The organism is Planctopirus hydrillae, from assembly GCF_001707835.1.
Classification (GTDB): domain Bacteria; phylum Planctomycetota; class Planctomycetia; order Planctomycetales; family Planctomycetaceae; genus Planctopirus; species Planctopirus hydrillae.
This window is the reverse complement of record NZ_LYDR01000110.1, coordinates 129,392-152,090: the sequence shown is the minus strand read 5'-3', so window position 1 is coordinate 152,090 and position 22,699 is coordinate 129,392. Positions and strand designations below refer to the sequence as shown.

At 52.7% G+C, this 22,699-nt stretch carries 21 protein-coding genes; 3 read left to right on the top strand and 18 right to left on the bottom strand.

Going from position 1 to position 22,699, the window contains the following annotated elements:
• Positions 1-23: 23 nt before the first annotated feature.
• The 18 genes from rpmC to A6X21_RS13260 all read right to left on the bottom strand — a co-directional run bounded on the left by rpmC (position 24) and on the right by A6X21_RS13260 (position 17,887).
• Complete coding sequence (gene rpmC, locus A6X21_RS13345) at positions 24-224, bottom strand: 50S ribosomal protein L29 (protein ID WP_068848637.1); 201 nt, start codon at positions 222-224, stop codon at positions 24-26.
• A 102-nt stretch (positions 225-326) separates the two neighbouring features.
• Entirely contained in the window at positions 327-746 is a 420-nt protein-coding gene (gene rplP, locus A6X21_RS13340; protein WP_068848635.1) for a 50S ribosomal protein L16, read from the bottom strand.
• Positions 685-1,386, bottom strand: a complete 702-nt coding sequence (gene rpsC, locus A6X21_RS13335) for a 30S ribosomal protein S3 (RefSeq protein WP_068848633.1) — start codon at positions 1,384-1,386, stop codon at positions 685-687. Before rpsC ends, rplP begins: the two co-directional genes overlap by 62 nt.
• A gap of 127 nt (positions 1,387-1,513) precedes the next feature.
• Positions 1,514-1,867, bottom strand: a complete 354-nt coding sequence (rplV, locus tag A6X21_RS13330; protein ID WP_068848631.1) for a 50S ribosomal protein L22 — start codon at positions 1,865-1,867, stop codon at positions 1,514-1,516.
• Positions 1,868-1,913: 46 nt separating this feature from the next.
• Positions 1,914-2,183, bottom strand: coding sequence for a 30S ribosomal protein S19 (rpsS, locus tag A6X21_RS13325; RefSeq protein WP_013108761.1), 270 nt, complete (start codon positions 2,181-2,183; stop codon positions 1,914-1,916).
• 63 nt (positions 2,184-2,246) lie between these two features.
• Complete coding sequence (gene rplB, locus A6X21_RS13320) at positions 2,247-3,107, bottom strand: 50S ribosomal protein L2 (RefSeq protein ID WP_068848628.1); 861 nt, start codon at positions 3,105-3,107, stop codon at positions 2,247-2,249.
• Between the two features lie 88 nt (positions 3,108-3,195).
• Positions 3,196-3,504: a 50S ribosomal protein L23 gene (gene rplW / locus A6X21_RS13315; RefSeq protein ID WP_068848626.1), complete on the bottom strand. Its 309-nt coding sequence runs from the start codon at positions 3,502-3,504 to the stop codon at positions 3,196-3,198.
• Between the two features lie 65 nt (positions 3,505-3,569).
• Entirely contained in the window at positions 3,570-4,199 is a 630-nt protein-coding gene (gene rplD / locus A6X21_RS13310; RefSeq protein ID WP_068848624.1) for a 50S ribosomal protein L4, read from the bottom strand.
• Positions 4,200-4,269: 70 nt separating this feature from the next.
• Entirely contained in the window at positions 4,270-4,968 is a 699-nt protein-coding gene (gene rplC, locus A6X21_RS13305; protein ID WP_083233599.1) for a 50S ribosomal protein L3, read from the bottom strand.
• 122 nt (positions 4,969-5,090) lie between these two features.
• Positions 5,091-5,417 (bottom strand): 30S ribosomal protein S10, encoded by a 327-nt coding sequence (rpsJ, locus tag A6X21_RS13300; RefSeq protein ID WP_013108756.1) that lies wholly within the window; start codon positions 5,415-5,417, stop codon positions 5,091-5,093.
• A 174-nt stretch (positions 5,418-5,591) separates the two neighbouring features.
• On the bottom strand, positions 5,592-7,667 hold the full coding sequence (fusA, locus tag A6X21_RS13295) for an elongation factor G (protein ID WP_068848620.1): 2,076 nt from the start codon (positions 7,665-7,667) through the stop codon (positions 5,592-5,594).
• Between the two features lie 232 nt (positions 7,668-7,899).
• On the bottom strand, positions 7,900-8,373 hold the full coding sequence (gene rpsG, locus A6X21_RS13290) for a 30S ribosomal protein S7 (protein ID WP_013108754.1): 474 nt from the start codon (positions 8,371-8,373) through the stop codon (positions 7,900-7,902).
• A 144-nt stretch (positions 8,374-8,517) separates the two neighbouring features.
• A complete protein-coding gene (gene rpsL, locus A6X21_RS13285; RefSeq protein ID WP_013108753.1) occupies positions 8,518-8,889 on the bottom strand; it encodes a 30S ribosomal protein S12 in 372 nt (123 codons plus the stop codon).
• Positions 8,890-9,208: 319 nt separating this feature from the next.
• Complete coding sequence (gene rpoC, locus A6X21_RS13280) at positions 9,209-13,492, bottom strand: DNA-directed RNA polymerase subunit beta' (RefSeq protein WP_068848618.1); 4,284 nt, start codon at positions 13,490-13,492, stop codon at positions 9,209-9,211.
• A gap of 305 nt (positions 13,493-13,797) precedes the next feature.
• On the bottom strand, positions 13,798-15,042 hold the full coding sequence (locus tag A6X21_RS13275) for an HlyD family secretion protein (protein ID WP_068848616.1): 1,245 nt from the start codon (positions 15,040-15,042) through the stop codon (positions 13,798-13,800).
• Positions 15,042-15,836, bottom strand: coding sequence for an ABC transporter ATP-binding protein (locus A6X21_RS13270; RefSeq protein ID WP_068848614.1), 795 nt, complete (start codon positions 15,834-15,836; stop codon positions 15,042-15,044). The genes A6X21_RS13275 and A6X21_RS13270 overlap by 1 nt, the downstream gene beginning before the upstream one ends.
• A 162-nt stretch (positions 15,837-15,998) precedes the next feature.
• Positions 15,999-17,159: an ABC transporter permease gene (locus A6X21_RS13265; RefSeq protein WP_013108749.1), complete on the bottom strand. Its 1,161-nt coding sequence runs from the start codon at positions 17,157-17,159 to the stop codon at positions 15,999-16,001.
• Positions 17,160-17,227: 68 nt separating this feature from the next.
• The gene (locus A6X21_RS13260) at positions 17,228-17,887 is read right to left on the bottom strand and encodes a TetR/AcrR family transcriptional regulator (protein ID WP_068848612.1); all 660 of its coding nucleotides are present in this window, start codon (positions 17,885-17,887) and stop codon (positions 17,228-17,230) included.
• Positions 17,888-18,436: 549 nt separating this feature from the next.
• On the opposite strand from A6X21_RS13260, the gene A6X21_RS13255 reads away from it, so the two are divergent.
• The 3 genes from A6X21_RS13255 to A6X21_RS13240 all read left to right on the top strand — a co-directional run bounded on the left by A6X21_RS13255 (position 18,437) and on the right by A6X21_RS13240 (position 22,638).
• A complete protein-coding gene (locus tag A6X21_RS13255) occupies positions 18,437-19,558 on the top strand; it encodes a type III polyketide synthase (RefSeq protein WP_068848610.1) in 1,122 nt (373 codons plus the stop codon).
• Between the two features lie 209 nt (positions 19,559-19,767).
• Positions 19,768-20,139: a hypothetical protein gene (locus tag A6X21_RS13250; protein WP_131818332.1), complete on the top strand. Its 372-nt coding sequence runs from the start codon at positions 19,768-19,770 to the stop codon at positions 20,137-20,139.
• 870 nt (positions 20,140-21,009) lie between these two features.
• A complete protein-coding gene (locus A6X21_RS13240; RefSeq protein ID WP_068848699.1) occupies positions 21,010-22,638 on the top strand; it encodes a PfaD family polyunsaturated fatty acid/polyketide biosynthesis protein in 1,629 nt (542 codons plus the stop codon).
• The last annotated feature ends 61 nt before the right edge of the window (positions 22,639-22,699 follow it).

The window sequence follows — 22,699 nt, the reverse complement described above, 5'->3', positions numbered from 1 at the left end:
CTGCGAATCTGCAGGACAAAAATTTAGACCTTTGCCAGTTCCTGCAGACGCAGAACCGTCTTAATACGAGCAATCTCCCGCCGGGCTCGACGAACAAGACTGGGAGTTTCCAACTTTTCTGAAGCTGCCTTGCAACGCAGATCAAACAATGCCTTCTGCGCCTCATCCAACTGAAACTGTAATTGTTCAGCAGACATTCCACGAAGATTACGGGCACTTGTCATGATCTACATTCCACCTCAAACGAAACACTCAAACTCACTACTGTGCGAAGCAGCGCCTGAAATCCTCTGTGCAAAGCACAGCCTTACGAGCTAAACACAGTCTCAAACCTTAATCGTGCGGCCGACCAGCCTGACCTTCAAAGGAAGCTTGTAAGCCACGCGAGCGAAACACTCACGGGCAGCCTCCTCAGAAACCCCTGCCAGCTCAAACAGAATCTTCCCTGGTCGAACCACAGCCACCCAGTGGTCTGGCTCACCCTTACCTGTACCCATACGAGTCTCCAAAGGACGCGCAGTCACAGGCTTGTTCGGGAAAATTCGAATGTAAAGCTTGCCTTCACCACGAACATACTGCGTAGCAGCAATACGACAGGCCTCGATGGTTGTCCCGCGAATGTGACCAGGCTCAAGAACCTGCAAGCCCCAGTCGCCGAACGACACCTGGATACCACGAGTCGCATTACCTTTTACGCGACCTCTTTGCTCTTTGCGGTGCTTGACCCGCTTGGGCATCAGCGCCATAGCTCTCTTCCTCGTTACGATATTCGCCCAAGTCGATCCACACCTTAACGCCAATCACACCCATCGTGGTCTTCGCTACTGCTAAACCATAATCAATGTGCTTCTGCAGAGTTGAGAGAGGAATCGAGCCTCGGATCGCCTTCTCGGTACGGGACATTTCAGCCCCCCCAAGACGGCCATTCATCTCGATCTTAATCCCCTCAACACCTGACTCCATCACCTGATCCAGTGATCGCTTCATCACGCGACGAAAACTACCACGCTTCACAAGCTGCTGTGCAATATCTTCAGCCACCAGGACCGCACTGCGGTGCGGCTGATGAATTTCAACAATCTTGAGCTCCATCCGACGACCGGTCAGATCTTCAAGTTCAGCCTTCAAACGATCGACTTCCTGGCCCTTTTTACCAATGATGATACCAGGACGAGCCGTATGCAGGTGGACAATCACCTGGTCACGGGTTCGTTCGATTTCAATTCTTGGAATCCCGGCAAACTCATACTTTGTCTTGATGAAACGACGGATCTTCTGATCCTCGATGAGCAGATCACCAAATTCCTTCTTGGTCGCGTACCAACGACTTCGCCAGTCTTCGACGATCCCCACTCGAAAGCCTGTTGGCCGAACCTTCTGACCCATTGCTGGTCTACCCTTCTGATGGATGGAAACCATCCTGATGCTTCACCAAATCGGCAAATTACCCTGCAATTGATTCTTAAACAAACAATGCTCGCCACCACAAAGCTTAAAGCCTGAGGCGGAAATACTACTGACCAGCGACTGGACTTTCAATCGATCCAATAGCGATCGTTATATGAGAGAAACGCTTACGAATCACAAACCCCATTCCACGGGCATGAGGCTGGATCCGCTTAAACATCGGACCACCATCCACCTTGCACTCAATGATCCTGAGCGATTCGGGAAACCTTTCGTCACGGTCTTCGGCGTTGGCGATCGCGCTCCTCAAGACCTTCTCAAGCATTCTTGCACCACGATGAGGCATGTACCTGAGGGTTGTCAGGCCCTGACCAGCAACCTGCCCACGAATCAGATCCGCCAGATGACGAACCTTGGTTGGTGCAATACGAGCAAATTTGTGAACAGCCTGGTAACGCATGATCCACCTAAAAGACGAAAACCATCAACAATTCAAAGCAACAATTCTACTTGTTACCTTTACCACCATGACCACGGAAAATACGGGTCAGGGAGAATTCACCCAGCTTATGACCGACCATCTCTTCTGTCACGTAGACCGAAAGATGTTGCTTCCCGTTGTGAACAAGAAAGGTATGTCCCACAAATTCAGGACTGATTGTGGAGCGACGAGCCCAGGTCTTAATGGGTTCTTTCTTGCCGGCGACGACCAACTTCTCAATCTTCTTGAGAAGTTTCTCATCGACGTATGGGCCCTTTTTCGATGAACGACTCATTCACGTATACCCTATTGCACACAAACACAAACAATTAACTCAAACCGATCAAAATCATCAAAATCAAAGCTTCAACTGGCCATAACGCACTGACTTACGACGCCGAACAATGGCGTTACGGCTTGTCTTGCGTGGATTACGGGTCCGTCCACCCTTGGCCAATTTCCCAGTCGGACTGACGGGGTGACGACCACCAGAGCGACGGCCTTCACCACCACCCATCGGGTGAGCGATCGGGTTCATGGCACTGCCGCGAACATAGGGACGCTTGCCCATCCAGCGAACACGACCAGCCTTCCCGATCACAATGTTCATGTGCTCACCATTACCCAGCACACCAATGGTGGCCCGGCACGATGATGGCACTCGGCGAACTTCGCCTGATGGCAATGTAATCTGAGCCCAGCCTGACTCACGGGCATTCACAACGGCAGAAACACCCGCACTGCGACAGAGCTGTCCACCGCGACCAGGTTGCAATTCGATATTATGCACTGAAGTTCCCGTAGGGATCTTCTCCAGAGGCATGCAGTTACCAACAATCGGCTCCAAACCGTCGTTGGCACTCATAATCTTGGAACCGGCCGCCAAACCCTCGGGTGCGAGAATATATCTCTTTTCCCCATCTTCATACTGCACGAGAGCAATACGACAGGTCCTGTTTGGATCGTATTCGATGTGTGTCACCACGCCCGTGACGTTATCTTTGTTCCGCTTGAAATCAATCAGGCGGTACATCTTCTTATGGCCGCCACCGATATGACGACTGGTGATCTTGCCCTGGAAGTTGCGACCACCAGTCTTCTTGTAAGGAACAACAAGAGACTTCTCTGGCTTCTTCTTACGGTCAGTGATTTCGGAAAAATCGCTGACCATGCCACCGCGTCGACCGGCACTTGTGGGCTTGTAGAAACGGACACCCATAATTCAATTCCAACAGCTCAAATGAACGTGAGTCAGCGGGACAAAATCGACTCGATTTCAATCAACCACAAAAATCAATAACTAGAACCTAAAAGAAAGCAATTCGGTCGTCATCGTTGAGAGTCACAATGGCCTTCTTCCAGGCGGAGGTATAACCCAGCTTCATGCGGTGGCGACGGGGCTTACCAACTCGATTCTGAGTTCGAACCTTCTCAACCTTAACTGAAAAAAGCTCTTCAACAGCTTTCTTAATATCAAACTTTGTCGCCAGAGGATTCACCTGAAACGTATAAGCATTCCGCTTAGACGAAAGGTAAGTCCCCTTTTCTGTAATGAGCGGCTTGAGGATCACCTGATAGGATTCAAGCACTACGCCAGACTTAGGAACAATGGCCATAATAAACTTCCTTACCCGCCAGAACCGCCACCAGCCTCAACTCAACCGATACCTGATCTTCAATACTACTCTGCTGGCTTCCTCAGCAAATCCAACGCATCAGTCGTGACAACCAACTGCTTACGGAGCAGCAACTGATAAGCATTCAGCCCACTAGCGGGTGAAACGCCGACCTTAGGAATATTGCGGGCCGACTTCCAGACATTCGAATCATGTGTGGGAATACTGATAAGACAACTCTTCGACTCCAGACCCAGCTTATTCAGCAAACTTGCCACAACCTTGGTCTTAGGAGCCTCAAGAGCAAGCGATTCGATAATAGTGACTTCGTTATCCTGAAACTTACCGAGCAACGCCATGCGAGTTGCCAATTGCAAAGCCTTGCGAGGCAATCGATAGCTGAAATCGGTAGGACGCTTTGCGAAAGCATGTCCACCGCCACGACGGACTGGCTGCCGCTTATTGCCTTGGCGGGCCCGACCGGTCCCCTTCTGCTTGAACAACTTCTGCTTACTTCCCGCAATTTCAGCACGGCTCTTGGACTTAAAAGTCCCTTGCCGTAAATTGGCCTGGTACATCACCACAGCATCGTGAAGCAACTGCTTGTTGATACTATCTGCCAGCTCCGCTGGATCAAACTCGTAGTTGCGACCCGTCGCCTCACCCGTCGATGTATGAATTGGAAGACTGATCATAATTGAATGTCTTTACTAGGCAAAACAAAGGAGACACTGACTCAATCAGGCAAAGGCACGAGGGAAGAACCTACTTGCAGTTTGTCTTCCGCACTCGCACAAACCCGCCGCTATAACCAGGAACTGCGCCGCGGACCAGCAGCACATTATTTTCATCATCAGCTCTCACAACCTGGAGCCGACGGACAGTGACTTGTGCATCACCGTAATGCCCGGGCATCTTCGTCCCCTTGAAGACTTTACCCGGATCCGTGCTCTGACCAGTTGAACCACCAGAGCGATGCACCTTCTTAACACCGTGACTGGCGCAGGTACCATGAAAATTGTGCCGCTTCATGACACCGGCGAACCCGCGACCCTTTGAAGTCCCCACCACGTCAACGTGCTTGACTTCACCGAAAATCTGAGAAACCGTCAGCACCTGCCCCACAGTGAAAGCAGAGGCCTCTTCGGGAGTAACTCGAAACTCTCGAACAAACCGTTTCGGTTCGCAATCGGCTTTTTCAGCGACTGCCACACCAGCGGCAGCAAGTGACTTCCGCCTCTTGCTATCAATGGCAGCGACATGCCCTCGCTCCGATCGGGACGCCAGACGACGAGGCTTATCAGAAAAACCCAACTGAATAGCTGAGTAGCCATCACGCTCAACAGTGCGAATCTGGAGCACGACACAGGGGCCACACTCAATGACGGTCACTGGAATCGCTTCACCCTGAGGGGTAAAGACCTGAGTCATACCGACCTTGCGACCCAACAACCCGCACGACATATCGAACACCTTAAAACCTAGCGGACTGTTCATCGCCACCACCAGCGCCTGGGGATGCGGACATCATCCGAACAAATCATTCTACCAAACCAAACCTATCGCAAAGCAGCCAACAGCAAAACCTAGCTGGCCGTCGCTTTAATCTTCACATCCACACCAGCAGGGAGAGACAGCTTATTCAGCGCGTCAATCGTCTTGCCAGTCGGCTGAATAATATCAATCAAACGCTTGTGCGTACGAATCTCGAACTGTTCTCGAGACTTCCGGTCAATGTGCGGGGACCGCAACACTGTGTATCGCTCAATTCGAGTTGGAAGCGGAATCGGTCCATGAACGATGGCTCCGGTTCGCTTTGCGGTATCCACGATTTCGCTTGCCGACAGATCGAGAACCGAATGATCGTAGGCTTCCATTCGGATACGAATCTTTTCCTGCTTCTGACCAACCACTCGAACTTCCCTTCAGCCAGCAACTTACGCGTTTTTCAATGAGCGATCCAAGAAGCGAACTCATGGACGGAGCGAAGATTCTAAATTCGCCGCCCTCGAATGTCAATCAACCGGGATTGACAGTTCTTTTGCTTTGGTTCCAAACCCTCAAACAGCAAAGATAGAACAGAAACTTCATTCACCCAGCATCGTCTTAAGGACAGAATCAGGAGCGGGCGCAAATCGCAATGGCTCCATGGAATAGGAGGCTCGCCCCTGCGAAAGACTTCGCACCTGGGTCGAATAGCCAAACATTCCGGAGAGCGGAACCTCCGCCTCAATCACCACGAGATTACCTCGGAGCCCTGTGTTCAGAATCGAAGCACGTCGGGAGTTCAAGTCGGCCGTGACATTTCCGACAAAGTCATTTGGCGTAACGACTTCCAGCTTCATCACAGGTTCCAGAAGCATCACACCCGCATCATCCAGAACTCTTCTTACGGCACTGGCCGCTGCAGCCCGGACTGCAATTTCGTTGGTTTCCCCTTCGCGAAAACCGGCTCCCAGTACCTGCAATTTCATGTTCATCAGTGGATAACCGACGGTTCCTCCACTCTTGGATTCGTCATTCATGGCCTGGATTAAAACCTGCGTCAACTCGGCCGGGAATGCCCCGGGTTTCATTTTATTCTCAACCACGACCGATTGAGCACTTTCCAGAGGCTCAGCCCGAAGCTTGATCATCGCATAGAGCGATGTCGCGCCCGCCTGCCGCTCGAAGACTTCTTCAAACTCCACCGCTTTACAGATCGTTTCGCGATAGGTCACCCGAGGCTTATGAATTCTCATTTTCAGATGGAAGTCACGCTCCATCCGTTTGCTGATAATTTCGAGGTGCAATTCCCCCATGCCGCTGACAATTGTCTGGCCTGTCTCTTCACTGATTTTTGCACGGAATGTGGGATCCTGCTTGGCGAGCAGTTTGAGCGTCTCTTCGAGTTTTTTGCGATCCGCACTCGTTTCAGGCTCAATGGCCATCGAAATCACAGTCTCAGGGAATGTGATTGATTCCAGAAGAATCGGCTGATTCGCTTCACACAGCGTGTCGCCTGTGACAGAAGTCTTGGGTCCCACGACCCCCACGATATCGCCGGCACCGGCCTCATCGAGCTTCACCCGGGAATCGGCCTGCATTTTCCACAATTGACTGATCAGCTCTCTTTCGCCAGTCCGAGGATTGAGCATTCGCGAGCGACTCTTGAGCACTCCCGAATAGACTCGTACGAAGTACAACTCCGAATGCTCGTCGACCTGCACTTTGAAGACCAGACCAGCGAAAGGCTCATCTTCATTCGGCTTGCGAATTTCAACGCTCTCTTTTTTCGGATGCCGACCTTCCACCGGCGGGACATCCAGTGGACTGGGCAGATAATCCACCACAGCATCCAGAATCGGCTGCACGCCGATGTAGTCCAGCGAAGCCCCGCACAACAGAGGTTGAAACTGACCCGTGATCGTCCCCTCACGAATCAGGCGATTCAAATCGGCGAGTGGAATATCCCCGGTTTCGTCATACACCGCAAAAACGGCCTCATCGAGCATGGCCACACTCTCGATGAGCTGAGTCCGATAATCATCCGCCTGATCCTGGCAGGCGGCAGGGATTGGCTCACGGCGAATCTCCCTCCCCTTCGACTCTTTATCAAAGTAGACAGCCTCCATTCGTAACAAATCTACGATCCCCGTAAATCCGTCCGAATTCGTCGCTGGCCCGCTCCCGATAGGAATTGAGAGCACCAGCGGAACGCCCTGCAATCGATCGGTAATCTGACCAACCACACGCTCGAAGTTCGCCCCGATCCGATCCAGCTTGTTGATAAAACAGATACGCGGAACCTTAAATCCATCCGCTTGCCGCCAGACTGTCTCGCTTTGAGCCTCAACACCTTCCACCGCACTGAAGACAACCACGCCACCGTCAAGGACCCGCAGGCTGCGCTGGACTTCTGCAGTAAAGTCCACATGCCCGGGTGTATCGATGATGTTGATGGAACAACCACGCCAGGAGCAGCTGATGGCTGCCGAATAGATTGTGATCCCCCGCTGAGCTTCCTCGGGATCGAAATCCGTAACGGTATTTCCATCATCCACATTTCCGGGGTTATGAATTTCGCCCGCATAGAACAGGATTCGCTCGGTGGTGGTCGTTTTGCCCGCATCGATATGAGCAATAATGCCAATGTTGCGAATCGATGAAATGTCGCGAATCATGACCCGGTTTCCTCTCTCCAGCAGCCAGCGCGAGGTTCAAAACGAACCTCTAGCAGTCAGCTGCTTAGTTTGATCTGACAGACGCTCTCGAACAACTCACTGAGTGAAGACGATGGATCCGAAAAAAAAGTGCGGCGTGATCGATTATCACGCCGCACTTCAAAGTCAGCAGCCGGCTGGACAGACAGAGTGCAACACTTGGACTCAGCTTCCAACCAGTCACAGTCGGAAATTAGTTAGCAAAGTGAGCGAAAGCCTTGTTGGCATCGGCCATGCGGTGCACGTTTTCACGATAAGTTACAGCAGCACCCTCGCGACGGAAGGCAGCCATAAACTCCTCAGCAAGCTTACGATGCATGGGGCGGCCCTTCTTGCCACGGCAAGCAGCCAGAATCCAGCGAATTGCCAATGTCTGCTGCCGCTTAGGCTTCACCTGAGTTGGCACCTGGTAATTGGCACCACCCACGCGACGGGAGCGAACTTCAACGTTGGGTCGGCAGTTATCAACAGCCGTCGTGAAGATCTCGATCGGGCTGCGATCGGGAATCTTCTCGGCAATGATGTCCAGAGCATCATAAAAGACGCCCTCTGCCACACTCTTCTTACCATCGTGCATCAGGCAATTGATGAACTTGGAAGCCAGACGGGAACCATAACGGGTATCGGGCTTAAGCTGATCAGCACTGGCTGTAAATTTGCTGGCCATAAATCTCTCAAACGTTTAGCAAGACGAAAACAAGCTGATATTTACCGACTGCGATCTCTGATCACCAAGAAATTTCTGGCCACCACGACAAGACAGATACCTCTCACAGAAAACTGCGATGCCGACATCCGCCCCAATGATTGCCTACTTAGGCCGCTTGGTACCATAACGGCTGCGAGCCTGCTTACGATTGTTGACACCCAGAGTATCAAGCACACCACGGATGATCTTGTAGCGAACACCCGGCAAATCGCGAACACGACCACCGCGCACGAGCACAATCGAGTGCTCCTGCAGGTTGTGCCCTTCACCAGGGATATAGGCTGTAATTTCTTTTCCATTGGAGAGGCGAACACGAGCAATCTTCCGCAAAGCCGAGTTTGGCTTCTTGGGAGTCATCGTTTTCACCATCAGACACACACCACGCTTTTGCGGACAAGCCTCAAGCACCGGTGACTTGGTCCGGTTAGGTTGTTTCACGCGTGGTTTGCGAACGAGCTGGTTAATCGTAGGCATAAATCAATCTGTCCATCAGGCTGCAGACATCTGCCGCATCAACAAGAACTATTTGTATGTGCTTACCAGATAAGAACTTACAGACTCAAAAGACCAAAAAAGCTTGTCTGCGAGCGGATAAGTCTCTCTGGAAAGTCGAAAAGGATAACGTACGGCTGTTGAGAGTTCAACCTAACCGAGTCACGAACCCGACTTTCAGTTGGTTCTCACGCCTGGCTCTGTGCCAGTGCACATGAACCAGAATTAAAGCAGAGAGAGCCGACACATCGATTCTCTCTGCTTTAATTCACTAAAACTGTATCTGCGTCTTCTCAGGAACTTATTCGAGTCGCCCCAAACCACTGTTGGGCGAAATCTCTGGCTCGTTGAGCAGGTTGGCCCGGGCGGCCAAAATCCTGTCTCTTTCGGCAGTCAGCTCCGCGAGAGCTTCCGGCCGAATTCGAACCTCAGACTTCTGATGGAGCTTGAAGCCAGTTCCTGCAGGAATCAGGTGGCCAAGAATCACGTTTTCCTTCAAACCCACAAGGTAATCGGACTTGCCGGCAATGGCAGCCTCGGTGAGCACCTTGGTCGTTTCCTGGAAACTGGCTGCCGACAGGAAGCTTTCGCTCTGCACAGCGGCCTTCGTAATCCCCAGCAATTGCGTACTGGCAGAAGCTGGTCGCGGCTTGGCTGTCGCAATGGGCTGTCCGCCGGAAGCTTCAATTTCTTCGTTGACTTGAGCAATCGTTTCCAGCGGGACAATGTCGTCCTTATGGAATTCCGAGTCACCAGGATCGGTCACACGGCCGCACTGCTGAAGCTTCTGATTAATCTTGCGGAATTCAAACCGGTCAATCAGCACGCCTGGCAGCAATGTCGTATCGCCGACATCATCGACACGAACCTTTCGCAACATCTGGGCCACGACAAGTTCAATGTGCTTGTCGTCGATGACCACACGCTGAGAGCGGTACACGTTCTGGATTTCATGCAGTAAATAGGCATGGACTGCTTCTTCACCGCTGACTGCCAGAATGTCGTGAGGCACCAGCGGTCCACGAACGAGAGCATCCCCGGCTTTCACCTGCTCACCTGAGTGAACCAGCAGTTGTTTACCATGAGGAATAATGTGCTCGCGTTCGGTCCCGTCAACACCCTTGACCTTGATGATTCGCTTGCCGCGCTTCTTCTCGGCCACCAGTTCCACTTCACCATCAATCTCAGAGATAATGGCAGGTTCTTTAGGCTTACGGGCCTCGAACAGTTCAGTGACTCGGGGCAGACCACCGGTGATGTCCTGCGTACCCATCGATTCGCGGGGATTCTTCGCCAGAATCGAACCGGCAGCCACCTGCTGGCCTTCGAGAACTTCCACCGTGGCCCGTTCAGGCAGGTAGTAGAAGTCCAGAATTTTACCAGCACTGTCTTCCAGCACAATCTGCGGATGGCGATCACCCTTATGCTCGATGATCGTCTTACGAATGTTACCCATCCGATCGGTTTCAGAGCGAACTGTCTGACCCTCGATCAAATCTTCGAACCGCACCTTACCACCCACTTCGCAGAGGATAGGTACCGAGTGCGGATCCCACGAGCAGAGAATCTGGCCCGCTTCAATCACTTCGTTTTCAGCAACCTGCAGAGTCGCCCCGTTTGGAATCGTGTACTTCTCGAGTTCACGATCTTTGCTGTCCACAACGGTGACTTCACCATTGCGCCCCAGCACCACGGCTTTACCATCTGCATTGACAACGCTGCGAACGCGGGCAAAGCGAACTCGACCACCCTTGCGGCACTTAATTTCGCTGTCTTCCACGTCACGAGATGCCGTTCCACCCACGTGGAAGGTACGCATCGTCAACTGGGTTCCAGGCTCACCAATCGACTGGGCAGCAATCGTTCCGACTGCCAGGCCTTCTTCAACCAGTGCACCCGTGGAGAGATCCATCCCGTAGCAAAGCTGACAGATCCCCAGACCTGCCTCACAGGTCATGGGGCTGCGCACCTGAATTTTCTCCAGGCCCATCGCCTCAATCTTGCGGGCAATCTCGATAGTGATCAGTTCATCCTCACGAACGACCACTTCATCTGTCACAGGATTGACGATGTTCGTCCGGCTGACACGTCCACGAATGGCGTCTGCCAGACCAACTTCGACCTTTTCACCACGGTAAATCACGCCGCGGGTAATCCCCTTGGTCGTACCGCAATCACGCATGGTGATGACAAGGTTCTGACAGATATCTGCCAGCTTACGAGTCAGGTATCCCGAATCGGCTGTCTTGAGTGCGGTATCAGCCAGACCCTTACGAGCACCGTGCGTGGAGCTGAAATACTCCAGCACTGTCAGGCCTTCGCGGAAGTTGGCCTTAATCGGCGTTTCGATGATTTCGCCGCTTGGCTTAGCCATCAAACCACGCATACCAGCCAACTGCCGAATCTGTTCGACACCACCGCGTGCACCAGAATCTGCCATGAGGAAGATCGGGTTCACATAACGACCTTCATCGCGAACGTCGTTCTTGAACTCATCCATCATCGAAACGGTGATTGCTTCGCGGGCCTGAGTCCAGCGGTCCAGCGTCTGTTCATAGCGCTCTTTAGCCGTAATCACACCCTTCTCATAGTTCTTCTGGAACTTGAGAACGTGAGCTTCAGCTTCCGAAATCACCTTATCCTTATTGGGAGGAGTCTTCAGATCGCTGGCGGCAAAAGAAAGGCCCGAGCGTGTTGATTCGCGGAAACCAGTCTCCTTCATGCGATCCAGGAGAGCAATCGTTTCGCGACGTCCCATTTCGAGATAGCAATCGGAAATCACACCCGCCAGATCGCGGCCTTTCATGGTGTAATTATAGAAAGCCATCTTCGGCGAGATCATGTCGTTAAAGACCACTCGCCCGACGCTCGTCTCAACCAGGCCACCCTTCTTGTAGGTGTCAGCCCCTTCACCCTTAACTCGCTTGTCTTTCGGCAGGCGAACGCGGATCGAAGTATGCAGGCGCACCTTGCCATGCTGGAAAGCGGTGTAGACTTCCTGCGTTGAGGAGAATGTCATGCCATCGCCAATCAGGCCTGGCTTCTTCATGGTCACGTAGTAGCAACCCATCACAATGTCCTGTGACGGACTGATGATCGGTGCCCCGTTCGACGGGCTGAAGATGTTGTGTGTCGACATCATCAGCGTATGAGCCTCAACCTGTGCCTCAATCGAGAGCGGCAGGTGAACGGCCATCTGGTCACCGTCGAAGTCAGCGTTAAAACCACGGCAAACCAGCGGGTGAATACGAATCGCATTCCCTTCCACCAGTTGTGGCTCAAACGCCTGAATACCAATACGGTGCAGCGTGGGTGCGCGGTTGAGCAACACCGGGTGATTTGTGATCACCTCTTCAAGAATATCCCACACCTCTTCATCGCGACGCTCCAGCATACGCTTGGCCGACTTGATCGTGTCGGCGTGGCCAAGTTCCTTCAGACGACGAATGATGAACGGCTGGTACAACTCCAGAGCAATCTTCTTCGGCAAACCGCACTGGTGCAACTTGAGTGTCGGACCCACCACGATAACCGAACGAGCCGAGTAATCAACGCGCTTACCCAACAGGTTTTCGCGGAAACGACCCTGCTTGCCCTTGATCATATCTGTCAAGGACTTGAGGGGACGATTCGACGAGCCCAGCACTGGCCGCTTGCAGCGATTGTTGTCAAACAACGCATCGACCGACTGCTGCAACATGCGTTTTTCGTTGCGTACAATCACTTCCGGTGCATTGAGATCAACCAGCTTCTTCAACCGATTGTTTCGATTGATGATGCGGCGGTAGAGATCGTTCAGATCGCTCGTTGCGAAGTTGCCCGAGTCGAGCAGAACCAGCGGCCGCAGATCAGGTGGAATTACCGGCACACAGTCGAGCACCATCCACTCAGGGCGGTTGTCGCTGTCGCGGAGTGACTCCACAATCTTCAGACGCTTGATGAGCTCTTTCTTCTTCTGCTGGCTGTTCGTCTTCTTGAGCTCAACACGAAGCTGCTGGGAAATCTCGACGAGATTCAGATCGAGCAGCATCTTCTTAATGGCATCGGCACCCATGTCGGCGTCGAAGCTGCCTTCGCCGAACTTGGTTTTTGCCTGACGATACTCCTCTTCGGTGAGCAGTTGCCCCTTCTTCAGAGTCGTGTCACCGGGATCAATCACCAGGTAGTCCTGGAAGTAGATCACCTTCTCCAGTGACGTCGTCTTCACACTCAGCAGAGCACCCAATCGACTGGGCATACTCTTGAAGAACCAGATGTGCACGACAGGGGCTGCTAACTCAATGTGCCCCATTCGCTTACGGCGAACACGACTATGCGTGACCTTAACGCCGCAACGGTCGCAGATCATCCCCTTGTACTTCATCCCGCGGTACTTGCCGCAGGCGCATTCCCAGTCTTTTTCCGGACCGAAAATACGTTCACAGAACAAACCATCCCGCTCGGGACGATATGTTCGGTAGTTGATAGTCTCCGGCTTTTTCACCTCACCGAAGGACCAGCTCCGGATATCGTGAGGGCTGGCCAGATTGATCTTAATCGAGGAAAACTCATTGACGCGATCGTACGATGTTTCGCCGGTGCTCACCCAACACTCCTTGTGCGAATCGGTTTCGGCGCAGTCTGCGCAGCAACCGGTAAGACTAACATGATCCCGCCTCAACCTGCAACAAACTTGAGAATTTTCTTATTGACAGGTTCGCAAGAAAGCGAATTGAGGAGACCCAACCCCCAGGGACGCAGAGGCATGACCGCTGACGTGTTCCGATCGCTGGCCAGCAGTAATCAGCCGCAGGTCAATTAATAACATCGCAATGCCATACAGGCAAACACCTTGCGTCTCTTGAAAGAACTCTCTTTATTTCGTTGACCCACAACAAAACGCCACCTGGTTCAGGGGGCCACCTCTGAAAACGCCACCATTTTCTCAGGAGACGCTGGCTTACGCCTGGCCTGCGAAGTTTTTTCCGGTTGAGCCGTCGAGGGCTTCTCTTCGAGGTCAATAAAGACATCGATCTGCTGCCCGACGTAAATCTCAACCGGTTCATCATCTGTCAGGCTCTCAATTTCCAGTGGGCGTGAGTCCGACGAACCTTCTGCTGCCACTGGAGCGGAATTCTGGGTTTGTGATGGCGACGTGCCTTTGGTTCTCCAGTTGGGGTCAATGGCATAGATTACCTGCAGGACGCGGGTGTCCACACGCTCTTTACTATCACCAGTCAACGACTTTTTAGGCTGTGTATAGGGCTCAACTCGCACAAACGAAAGATTGATGGGAAACTTGGCATCTCCACGCAAAAAGCCCTTGGCCGGCAATCCGGGACGAAATCTCGGGATGTCCTGCTCGTCGATATCGACGCGCACATGGAGGGTCGATAGATCACCCATGATGATCAGCGGTTGTCCAGGTGGCGTTCCGACGAATTCTCCAGGCCGCAAATCGACCTTCAGCACCACGCCATTGATCGGAGATTTCACCACCAGCCGGTCAATTTCTGTCTGGGCCTGAGCCACCTGCTGTTCGGCCCTCAGAACAGCCGCCTTCTGCACATCAATTTCATAACTCCAGGCACCGGCCCGAAGTTTCTGATCCTGCGCCTCGGCATTCTCCAACCGTGCCCGGGCCATCGAGTAAGCCTGCTTTCTCTGGACGAGTTCTTCCTGCTGAATCACTCGTTTCGTCAGCAATTCTTCGGCACGGTTGAGCTGGTCTCTCTGCAACTCCAGATCCTCACGGGCTTCTGCCAGTTTTGCAGCACTGGGAGGCAGATCTTCGGGCCGAGGCAGTGCTTTCAATCGCTCCAACTCGGCTCTGGCCGACAGAAGTGCTGCCGTCTGAACTCCCAACTCGGAACGTTGCTTTCGATCATCCAGACGAAACAAAACCTGGCCCTTTTCGACCGGCTGGCCCACTCGAACGGCAATTTCCGCAACGACTCCGGCCGTCTCAGCAGCCACCGAGATGTTTTCCGACTTCGCTTCAATCAGACCTGACCCGGCCACCACCTGTCGATAGGGTGACCTCGCCGGTTCGACAGGCGGGAATTGTGCCGGTGGGCGCACATTTTCCAGACTCATATGGACCAGCGAAAACGCCAGGGCCACGGCAGCAAGAACGGGCAATATCCAGCGGCGCATCAGTGAGTTTCCTTTGACTTGAACTGACTGATCACTTGAGAATCGGTCATCGACGATGACGGAGAATTACTGATATTCGTTACTCGACCATCACTCATTTCAATCATGCGATCACCATAGGAATAGACCCGCGAGTCATGCGTGACGACAATCACCACGCGCCCCGGCTGAACTGACACTTCCCGGATCAGTTGCATCACTGTCCGGCCTGAATTTCCATCCAGTGCAGCTGTCGGTTCATCACAAACGAGTAAACGAGGTTCGTGCACAAGAGCGCGAGCAATCGCTACTCGCTGTTGCTGCCCCCCTGACAGCTCACGGGGATAAGCCCCCGCCCGCGTCGCAAGTCCGACGCGATCCAGCATTTCTTTGGCCTTAATCAACGCTTTGGATCTGGGAACTCCCTGTATCAGCAGCGGAACACAGACATTTTCCGTCGCTGTCAGAGCCGGCAGCAGATTGTATTGCTGAAACACAAAGCCCACATTCTGAGCTCGAAAACGAACCAGCTTGCCACCCTTCAACCGTGATTGAGGCGTTCCAAACAGTTCGACATCACCACTCGTGGGAAACAAAAGGCCGGCAATAATCGAAATCAGCGTTGTCTTGCCGCAACCACTGGGCCCTACCAGCAAGGTCAACTGATTCGAGTAAAAATCAATATCCAATTCGTGCAGCACGCGATTGCGATTCGCGCCGTCACCAAACTCTTTCACCAGCTTCACACAAGCCACACCCACCTTCAATGGGGACTGCGTGTTGATCGAGGATTCTGGCATGAGCAATGTATTCATCGACACCCCTCAAACAAACACGCAGATAAAGATCTTACACTGATTTGTATCTATCTAACCTACAACAATCGATTCGGAAGGCAGAATCTGACAATGATAAACCACACAGCTGACTTAGGTTCCATGTACTAACAATTTTATCGCCACCAGTCCGATGCCTTGTTATCGGAAAACCACGGCCGGCTCGAGCGTTAACACCTTTCGCAGACTTAATGCACTTGCCAGACAGATAATCAAAGTCACAGCCAGGCACGTCCCCCCGGCAATTTCCCACATCAGATGCAGACCACGCAAATCAGGCAGAAGCCTGGTCGTCGCTACAAAAAAGAGTGCCGTTAAGCCTAAACCAATCGAAAGACCAATTACCCCGACAACAGACGCCTGAAGGCAAATCATTCCGACAATTCCCCAGTTCGTGACTCCCATGGCTTTGAGCGCTCCAAACTGCTTCAGATTCTCAATGGTAAATAAGTAGAATGTCTGCCCTGCAATCGCCGTTCCGACAATAAACCCCAAGGTGATAGTGATTCCGAAATTCACAGGGATCCCGGTATTCTCCAGATAGTATTTGATATTGATCCAGACAAACTCACGATACGGCATGGCAATCAAACCCGACTTCTCGCCAATTGAGCGAGTTTGCTCATTAATCAGGCGACACACTTCATCAACCTGATACCCCTGCCGGGGAGCCGCCACGACAAATGACAACTGCTGGCGTTCGCTCGCCACAAACTGAACAGCCTGGGAGTATCGCGTGAACACGACTGGAAATGATTGAAATGGTGCGGAAACATCGCAAATCCCGACAATCACAGCCCGGCGATCATTCATTTCGACTTCACGACCGACCTGAAACGGCTCATTCGGCCATAGATACTTGTATCCATACTGATCCATCACGATGGCATCCGGCCGCTTGAGATCGCGAATATCTCCTTCAATCATTTTGACAGGGGCACCAATTAATGATTGATCGTCAACTCCCATCAGAATGACCTGGCGAAAGTTTCCCGTTTCGATTTTGGCCCGAGCCAGCCCTTTATAGATTTTGACGGCCCAGTCAACTCCCTCCACGCCACGGATCCGATAGAGATCACTATCGGAAAGGGGCTTAATTTCGTCTGCATTCTGCAGATAAGGATCCATGACCCAGATTTGAGCTTCTCGAACGTCTGCAATTGGATTCGCCGTGCGGAGAATAATGCCCACAAAGATCGAGCATTGCTGGGCAATCAGCAGGACGCCGAAGCCGACACCAAAAACGGTCCCGAGGTATTTCACGGGATCGCCATTGAGCATTTTCCAAGCCACCCAGTTCATAACTGGTGCTCCGTTATTTGTGTGTAGAAAACTGCCTGTAAAATCAATCCGCTTTTAAAAACTGATATTTATGAATCGATTTGACTAACCAGTTCCGGTCGGTTGGCAACTGTTGCTAATCCCGAGACTGAGAATCTATAGATATGACTGGCGATCTGCTCCACTGTGAGCTGATTGTATATAGTCTCCCCCGCCAATTGCCGGGCGATCGCCTGATGAACGTAGTAAAAAAGGACCTGTCCTACGATACTGAAGCCGCACTTCCAGATGGTTTCTTCAGGGATATCATCTCCCACAATCTGCATAAGAATTTTCTTGAGATACGTGGCCATCGGGCGGAGTTGCAACTCGATCACTTCTTTGCCCTCTGGAGTTGGCCTGGTCATTTCCCAGAGCATGATTTCCAGATGCCAGGCCGGCTTCTGACTAGCCAGATGCTCCTTGACCATTTCGAGAATGAAGTATTTCAACTGATGCAGTGGTGCCTGGGCCTGCCACTCCTCACTCGCCATGACCTGCCCCAGGTTTTCCTTGCAGACATGCACGTGTTCCAGAACGGCTTTGTAAAGACTGCGCTTATCACCAAAGTAGTACTTGATGGCCGCCACATTGGCCTTGGCTTCGTGACAGATCTCCCGGACACCCGCCGCATCAAATCCTTTGTCTGCAAACATGAGACCCGCGGCTTCCACCAGCCGGGTCCGGGTGTCATCCGAAGAGGGAGGCATCACTTTTCCCAACAAGTATAAACAAACGTTTGATTCATTCTAGTCAATCGGCCTAACATGTCAAACACTTGTTTTAAAATTTCGGCGAAGATTTTGTTTCGCCGTAACCCGTGCAGGAAATTCATCTTCCAAACCTTCACATTCAAGAACATGCACATATGCCCCCCTGAATACCTTGTGTCGCTGCATTGACCTCTGTTCGACAGGGATCTATCTCTTTGCTGGTTACTCGCATTACGCCGGTTACGCCATGCAGGCAGCCTTCATGCCAGTTGATGTGGTTTTGACTCGCGAATTCTGCGGGTCTTCACACTTGGCAAGTCGATAGTTGTTAAAGATCAGATTTTCTGGCAAATGAGAGAATCTGGAATGTTTGCAGTGATTGCGAAGAAAATCGCGATTACACTGGGACTGGTTTTCAAAAGTCGTAAGGACTCAGTCTTCACCTTGCCAGGCTGGCAGATATCAGTCTCTCGACCGAGCTGGTAACGCCCACCAGACAATCTCGAAGCTTTCGTTTCTCGTGTGCTTTTTTCGGAGTTAGTGACTATGGCAATGCTCATTTCTGGAATCGGGACTGCTGCTCCCGCATCGCGAATCCCGCAAATGGATGCTTATTCTGCCATGAGCAACACCTGTTGCGACTCCGATGAACATCGTCGTGTCATGGAAATGATTTATCAGGGATCAGGCGTCAAACATCGCGGCTCGGTTCTCGTCGGCGCTGAACCCGACGATTTCATTCGAGCGGATGATCGCGATGAATTCTTTTTCTATGAACGAGAAAACGAAGAAGATCACGGACCCTCCACACAGGAACGCATGCGGCAGTACGAGCAGCATGCCTTACCACTGGCCATCAAGTCTTCAGTCGCTGCACTCCGGGATGCAGGCCAGGATGCCAGAGAGATTACTCACATTGTGACGGTCTCCTGCAGCGGATTTAACTCTCCTGGCGTGGACATGGGCCTGATTGAAGAACTGGGCCTCAACCGTAATACCTCACGAACTCATGTCGGCTTCATGGGCTGCCACGGCTCATTTAACGGTCTGCGTGTCGCTCACGGATACACCGCTGCGGATCCTGATGCCGTCGTTCTGATGTGCTCTGTCGAACTCTGCAGTCTGCACCACCATTACGGCTGGACAACCGACAAGGTGATTGCCAATGCACTCTTTGCGGATGGTTCTGGAGCCGTCATTTGCCGATCCTCGAAGATTGAGGATCGAAAGCCAGCCTATCAACTGATTCGCAGTGGCTCGTTCCTGGTGCCCAACACCAAGTTCGCGATGAGCTGGCGGATTGGAAATCATGGCTTCGAGATGACTCTCTCACAAAAAGTTCCCGCACTGATTGAAGAACACCTTGTCGGTTGGCTGACTCCTTTCCTCGCTCGCGAAGGACTCACCATCAAGGATATCGCCGGCTGGGCCATTCATCCGGGCGGTCCGCGAATTCTCGATTCCTGCCTGGCTGCACTTTCGCTGTCAAACAGCCATGTCGCCCCTGCCCGCGAAGTCCTTGAAAAGCACGGCAACATGTCCTCTTCAACGATTCTGTTTGTACTCGACAGAATGCGTGAAGAAAAAATCAATGGCCCGGTTGTCGCCCTCGGTTTTGGCCCTGGACTGGCGATCGAAGCCATGCTTCTGAAAGCTGAAAACGTCTGATCTCTGGCGATTCCTGCCCCTTCCATCCCATCAGCATTCGTGCTGTCGGGGTTGAGGTGGGCTTGCTCGGATCAATCCGAATTTGCCGGTTGCATGCCTCATGACTGTTAAATCACGGTCATGAGGCAAACCATTGCCATCGACAGATCCCGGTCGATACGAACGGCATGAAATCCCATGTTTCTGTCGAACTCGTGGATCTTTTGGGCATGCCTTCCCAACTCATTGGCCAGCAGCCAGAGTTACGAAGGCTGCTTGAGTCTTATCAACCCCAAAAACTTGCCAACGGGGTGACCGAGACCTGGATCCCGCGGATCTCCATCCTTGAATGCATGGAGCCTGCTGCTCTGTCTGCCGGGCATGGGAAGTTGATCGCCTGGGGGCTCATTCGATTCGAACTTGCCGAAGCACAGCATGGTCTGCGCTATCAACTGACTCCCGAAGGTCGTCAGGCTCTGGGTTATGGCCTCTCGGTGGTTTCGTCAGAAACGGCCGATGACGAGTCACACGAAGAGTTGACTGACTCTGAATTGCTGGAGGTCTCCGGCAGTCGAGAAGGTTCCGAACTGGCTTCCGTCTGATCTTTTGATTTTGAATTGCTAACCTCGACTGCAGGCTGGCCTTGCAGTCGCCCGACCAGATCATCCAGCGCTCCTTCTTTTTCGATGAATTCCCGAAACCTGCCAATATCAACTGGCCGCATGAACAGAGACAGGCTCGGCTCCAGAAAAATCATGAGCTGAGCGGCGATTCCCGCGAGTGGTTGGCACGATTCAACCACCAGAATGGCGGGAACATCGAGTTTTCTCTGCCTGAGTTCCTGAGCGACCCAGGCCGATAGCGCCCGATCTTCTGCGGATAATGGAAGCTTTCGCGGTATGGCGAAAGCATTCGCCCAGAACGATCGCCAGGTCATCAGATGGCACCATCAGCGTTCACAATCGGCCCCGATCGATGTCTTTCGGTACTCGGGAGTGTTCACAATCCCACAGAAACGCATACCCCCACATACGGTTACAGGAGGCGTTCGTGACGATCATCCCAGATTGCGACGGTCACGACGAGTGCAGACTCGTCCGCAATCGCTTGGAAATTGGGAATTCTCTGCCCAACTTCACAAAATCCCGGTTGGTTCCTACAACCGGAGTTGATCGACAGATGAATTCCAGAAAGAGGCTTCCCACAGAGGATTCTGAGAGGTGCGTTGTCCCACTCAGGTCGTATAATGGCGTCCGCAAAGTCTACGCCAATTACCTGACAGGAACGCTCTGCTCAAAGCTTCCTGAGATGTTAAAGAGTGATTGACTGAGAGAAAGTCACTCTCTCTGGTGCTCGACTTCTGCGAATTTCACTGGCAGTCATGACGCCGCCAGATGTTCGTCACGGCTGACGTTGGATTGGTAATCGAGCGATACTCTGAAACTTCTCAGAGTTCGGTGGATACGAGAAGCATGACGACAACATCGGCTGGCCCAAGATCCTCGGCAGGAAATCCCTCTGCAGCCTGGGCCTCACCTCGTGAACCTCAAGCCGTGGCCCGGCTTCTGGGACAGCTCAACTGGCCATTGTCAGTAAGCGCCCATGAACGCGATTCTGCACCTCAGGACTATCGCATCGAGCCCTGGCAAGGATCCGCAAACGGACATCTACTCGGAATCATTCCGGCACTGCACCCTGACCAACTGGGCTCGGCCGCCTTCAGACAATATCACGGCGTCAGATATGCCTACATGTCTGGTGCCATGGCGGCAGGGATTGGTTCCGAATCCATTGTGGAAGAAATGGCTCAGTCGGGCATGCTGGGGATTTTTGGCGCAGCCGGGCTTTCGCCTGAACGTGTTGAGCAGGCCCTGACCAGACTGGAACAGAATTGTGCCGGGAAGTCATGGGGCGCAAATTTGATTCACAGCCCCAGTGAACCTCGTCTCGAAGCGGCTGTGACAGATCTGTATCTCCGGCGAAATGTCCGGCTGGTCGAGGCTTCTGCATTCCTGGATCTGACACCCAATATCATTCGATATCGGCTCTCTGGTGTGCATCAGCGTGGACACGAAATCGTGGTCCCCAACCGTGTCGTTGCTAAAGTTTCCCGCGTGGAAGTCGCTACGAAATTCATGTCCCCCGCACCTCCTAAGCTCGTGGCCCACATGGTCTCAACGGGAGTTCTGACTGAAGAACAGGGACGTCTGGCGGCCTACATTCCTGTCGCTCAGGATGTGACTGCGGAAGCCGATTCGGGTGGCCATACGGATAACCGCCCGCTGGTGTCGCTGCTCCCTTCGCTGATTGCCCTGCGCGATCGCCTTCAGGATGAATTCAAGTTTGCCGAACCAGTGCGAGTGGGTGCCGCCGGGGGGATTGCCACACCCCAATCGACAGCCGCTGCCTATCTGATGGGTGCCGCCTATGTGATGGTGGGCTCTGTTCATCAGGCATGTGTGGAATCCGGAACCAGCGATGTCGTGCGAAAACTGTTAGCCGAAGCTCAGCAGGCTGACTGCATTATGGCACCGGCTGCCGACATGTTCGAGATGGGCGTTAAGCTGCAGGTCTTGCGACGGGGCACCATGTTCGCCATGCGAGCCGCCAAGCTGCACGAACTCTATCGCACCTATGCTTCGGTTGATGAGATCCCAGTTGCTGAACGTCAGCAGATCGAAAAGACGATGTTCCAGACCACACTCGACCACGTGTGGCAACAGACCGTCGAATTCTTCACCAAGCGGGACCCACGTCAGCTTGAACGTGCTGAAAAAGAGCCAAAACATAAAATGGCGTTGATTTTCCGCTGGTATCTGGGCCAGTCCTCACGCTGGGCGAATCAAGGCTTGCCAGAACGCCGACTCGACTACCAGATCTGGTGCGGTCCTTCGATGGGAGCCTTTAATGAATGGACGAAGGGCACCTTCCTCGCGGAACCTGCCGCCAGAAAAGTGAGTACTGTCGCTTTGAATCTGCTCTACGGAGCAGCCTATGTGCAGCGAGCCAATGCCTTGCAATGGACAGGCTTTCCTGTTCATCCTGATTGGCAGAGAGTTGTTCCACAGGAGCGACAAACTCTTCTCGACTTGATCAACTGATGGTTGTGGTCACAATCGACAGTGCGCATCACGTCCTGATCCCCAAGAATAAATGACCGGC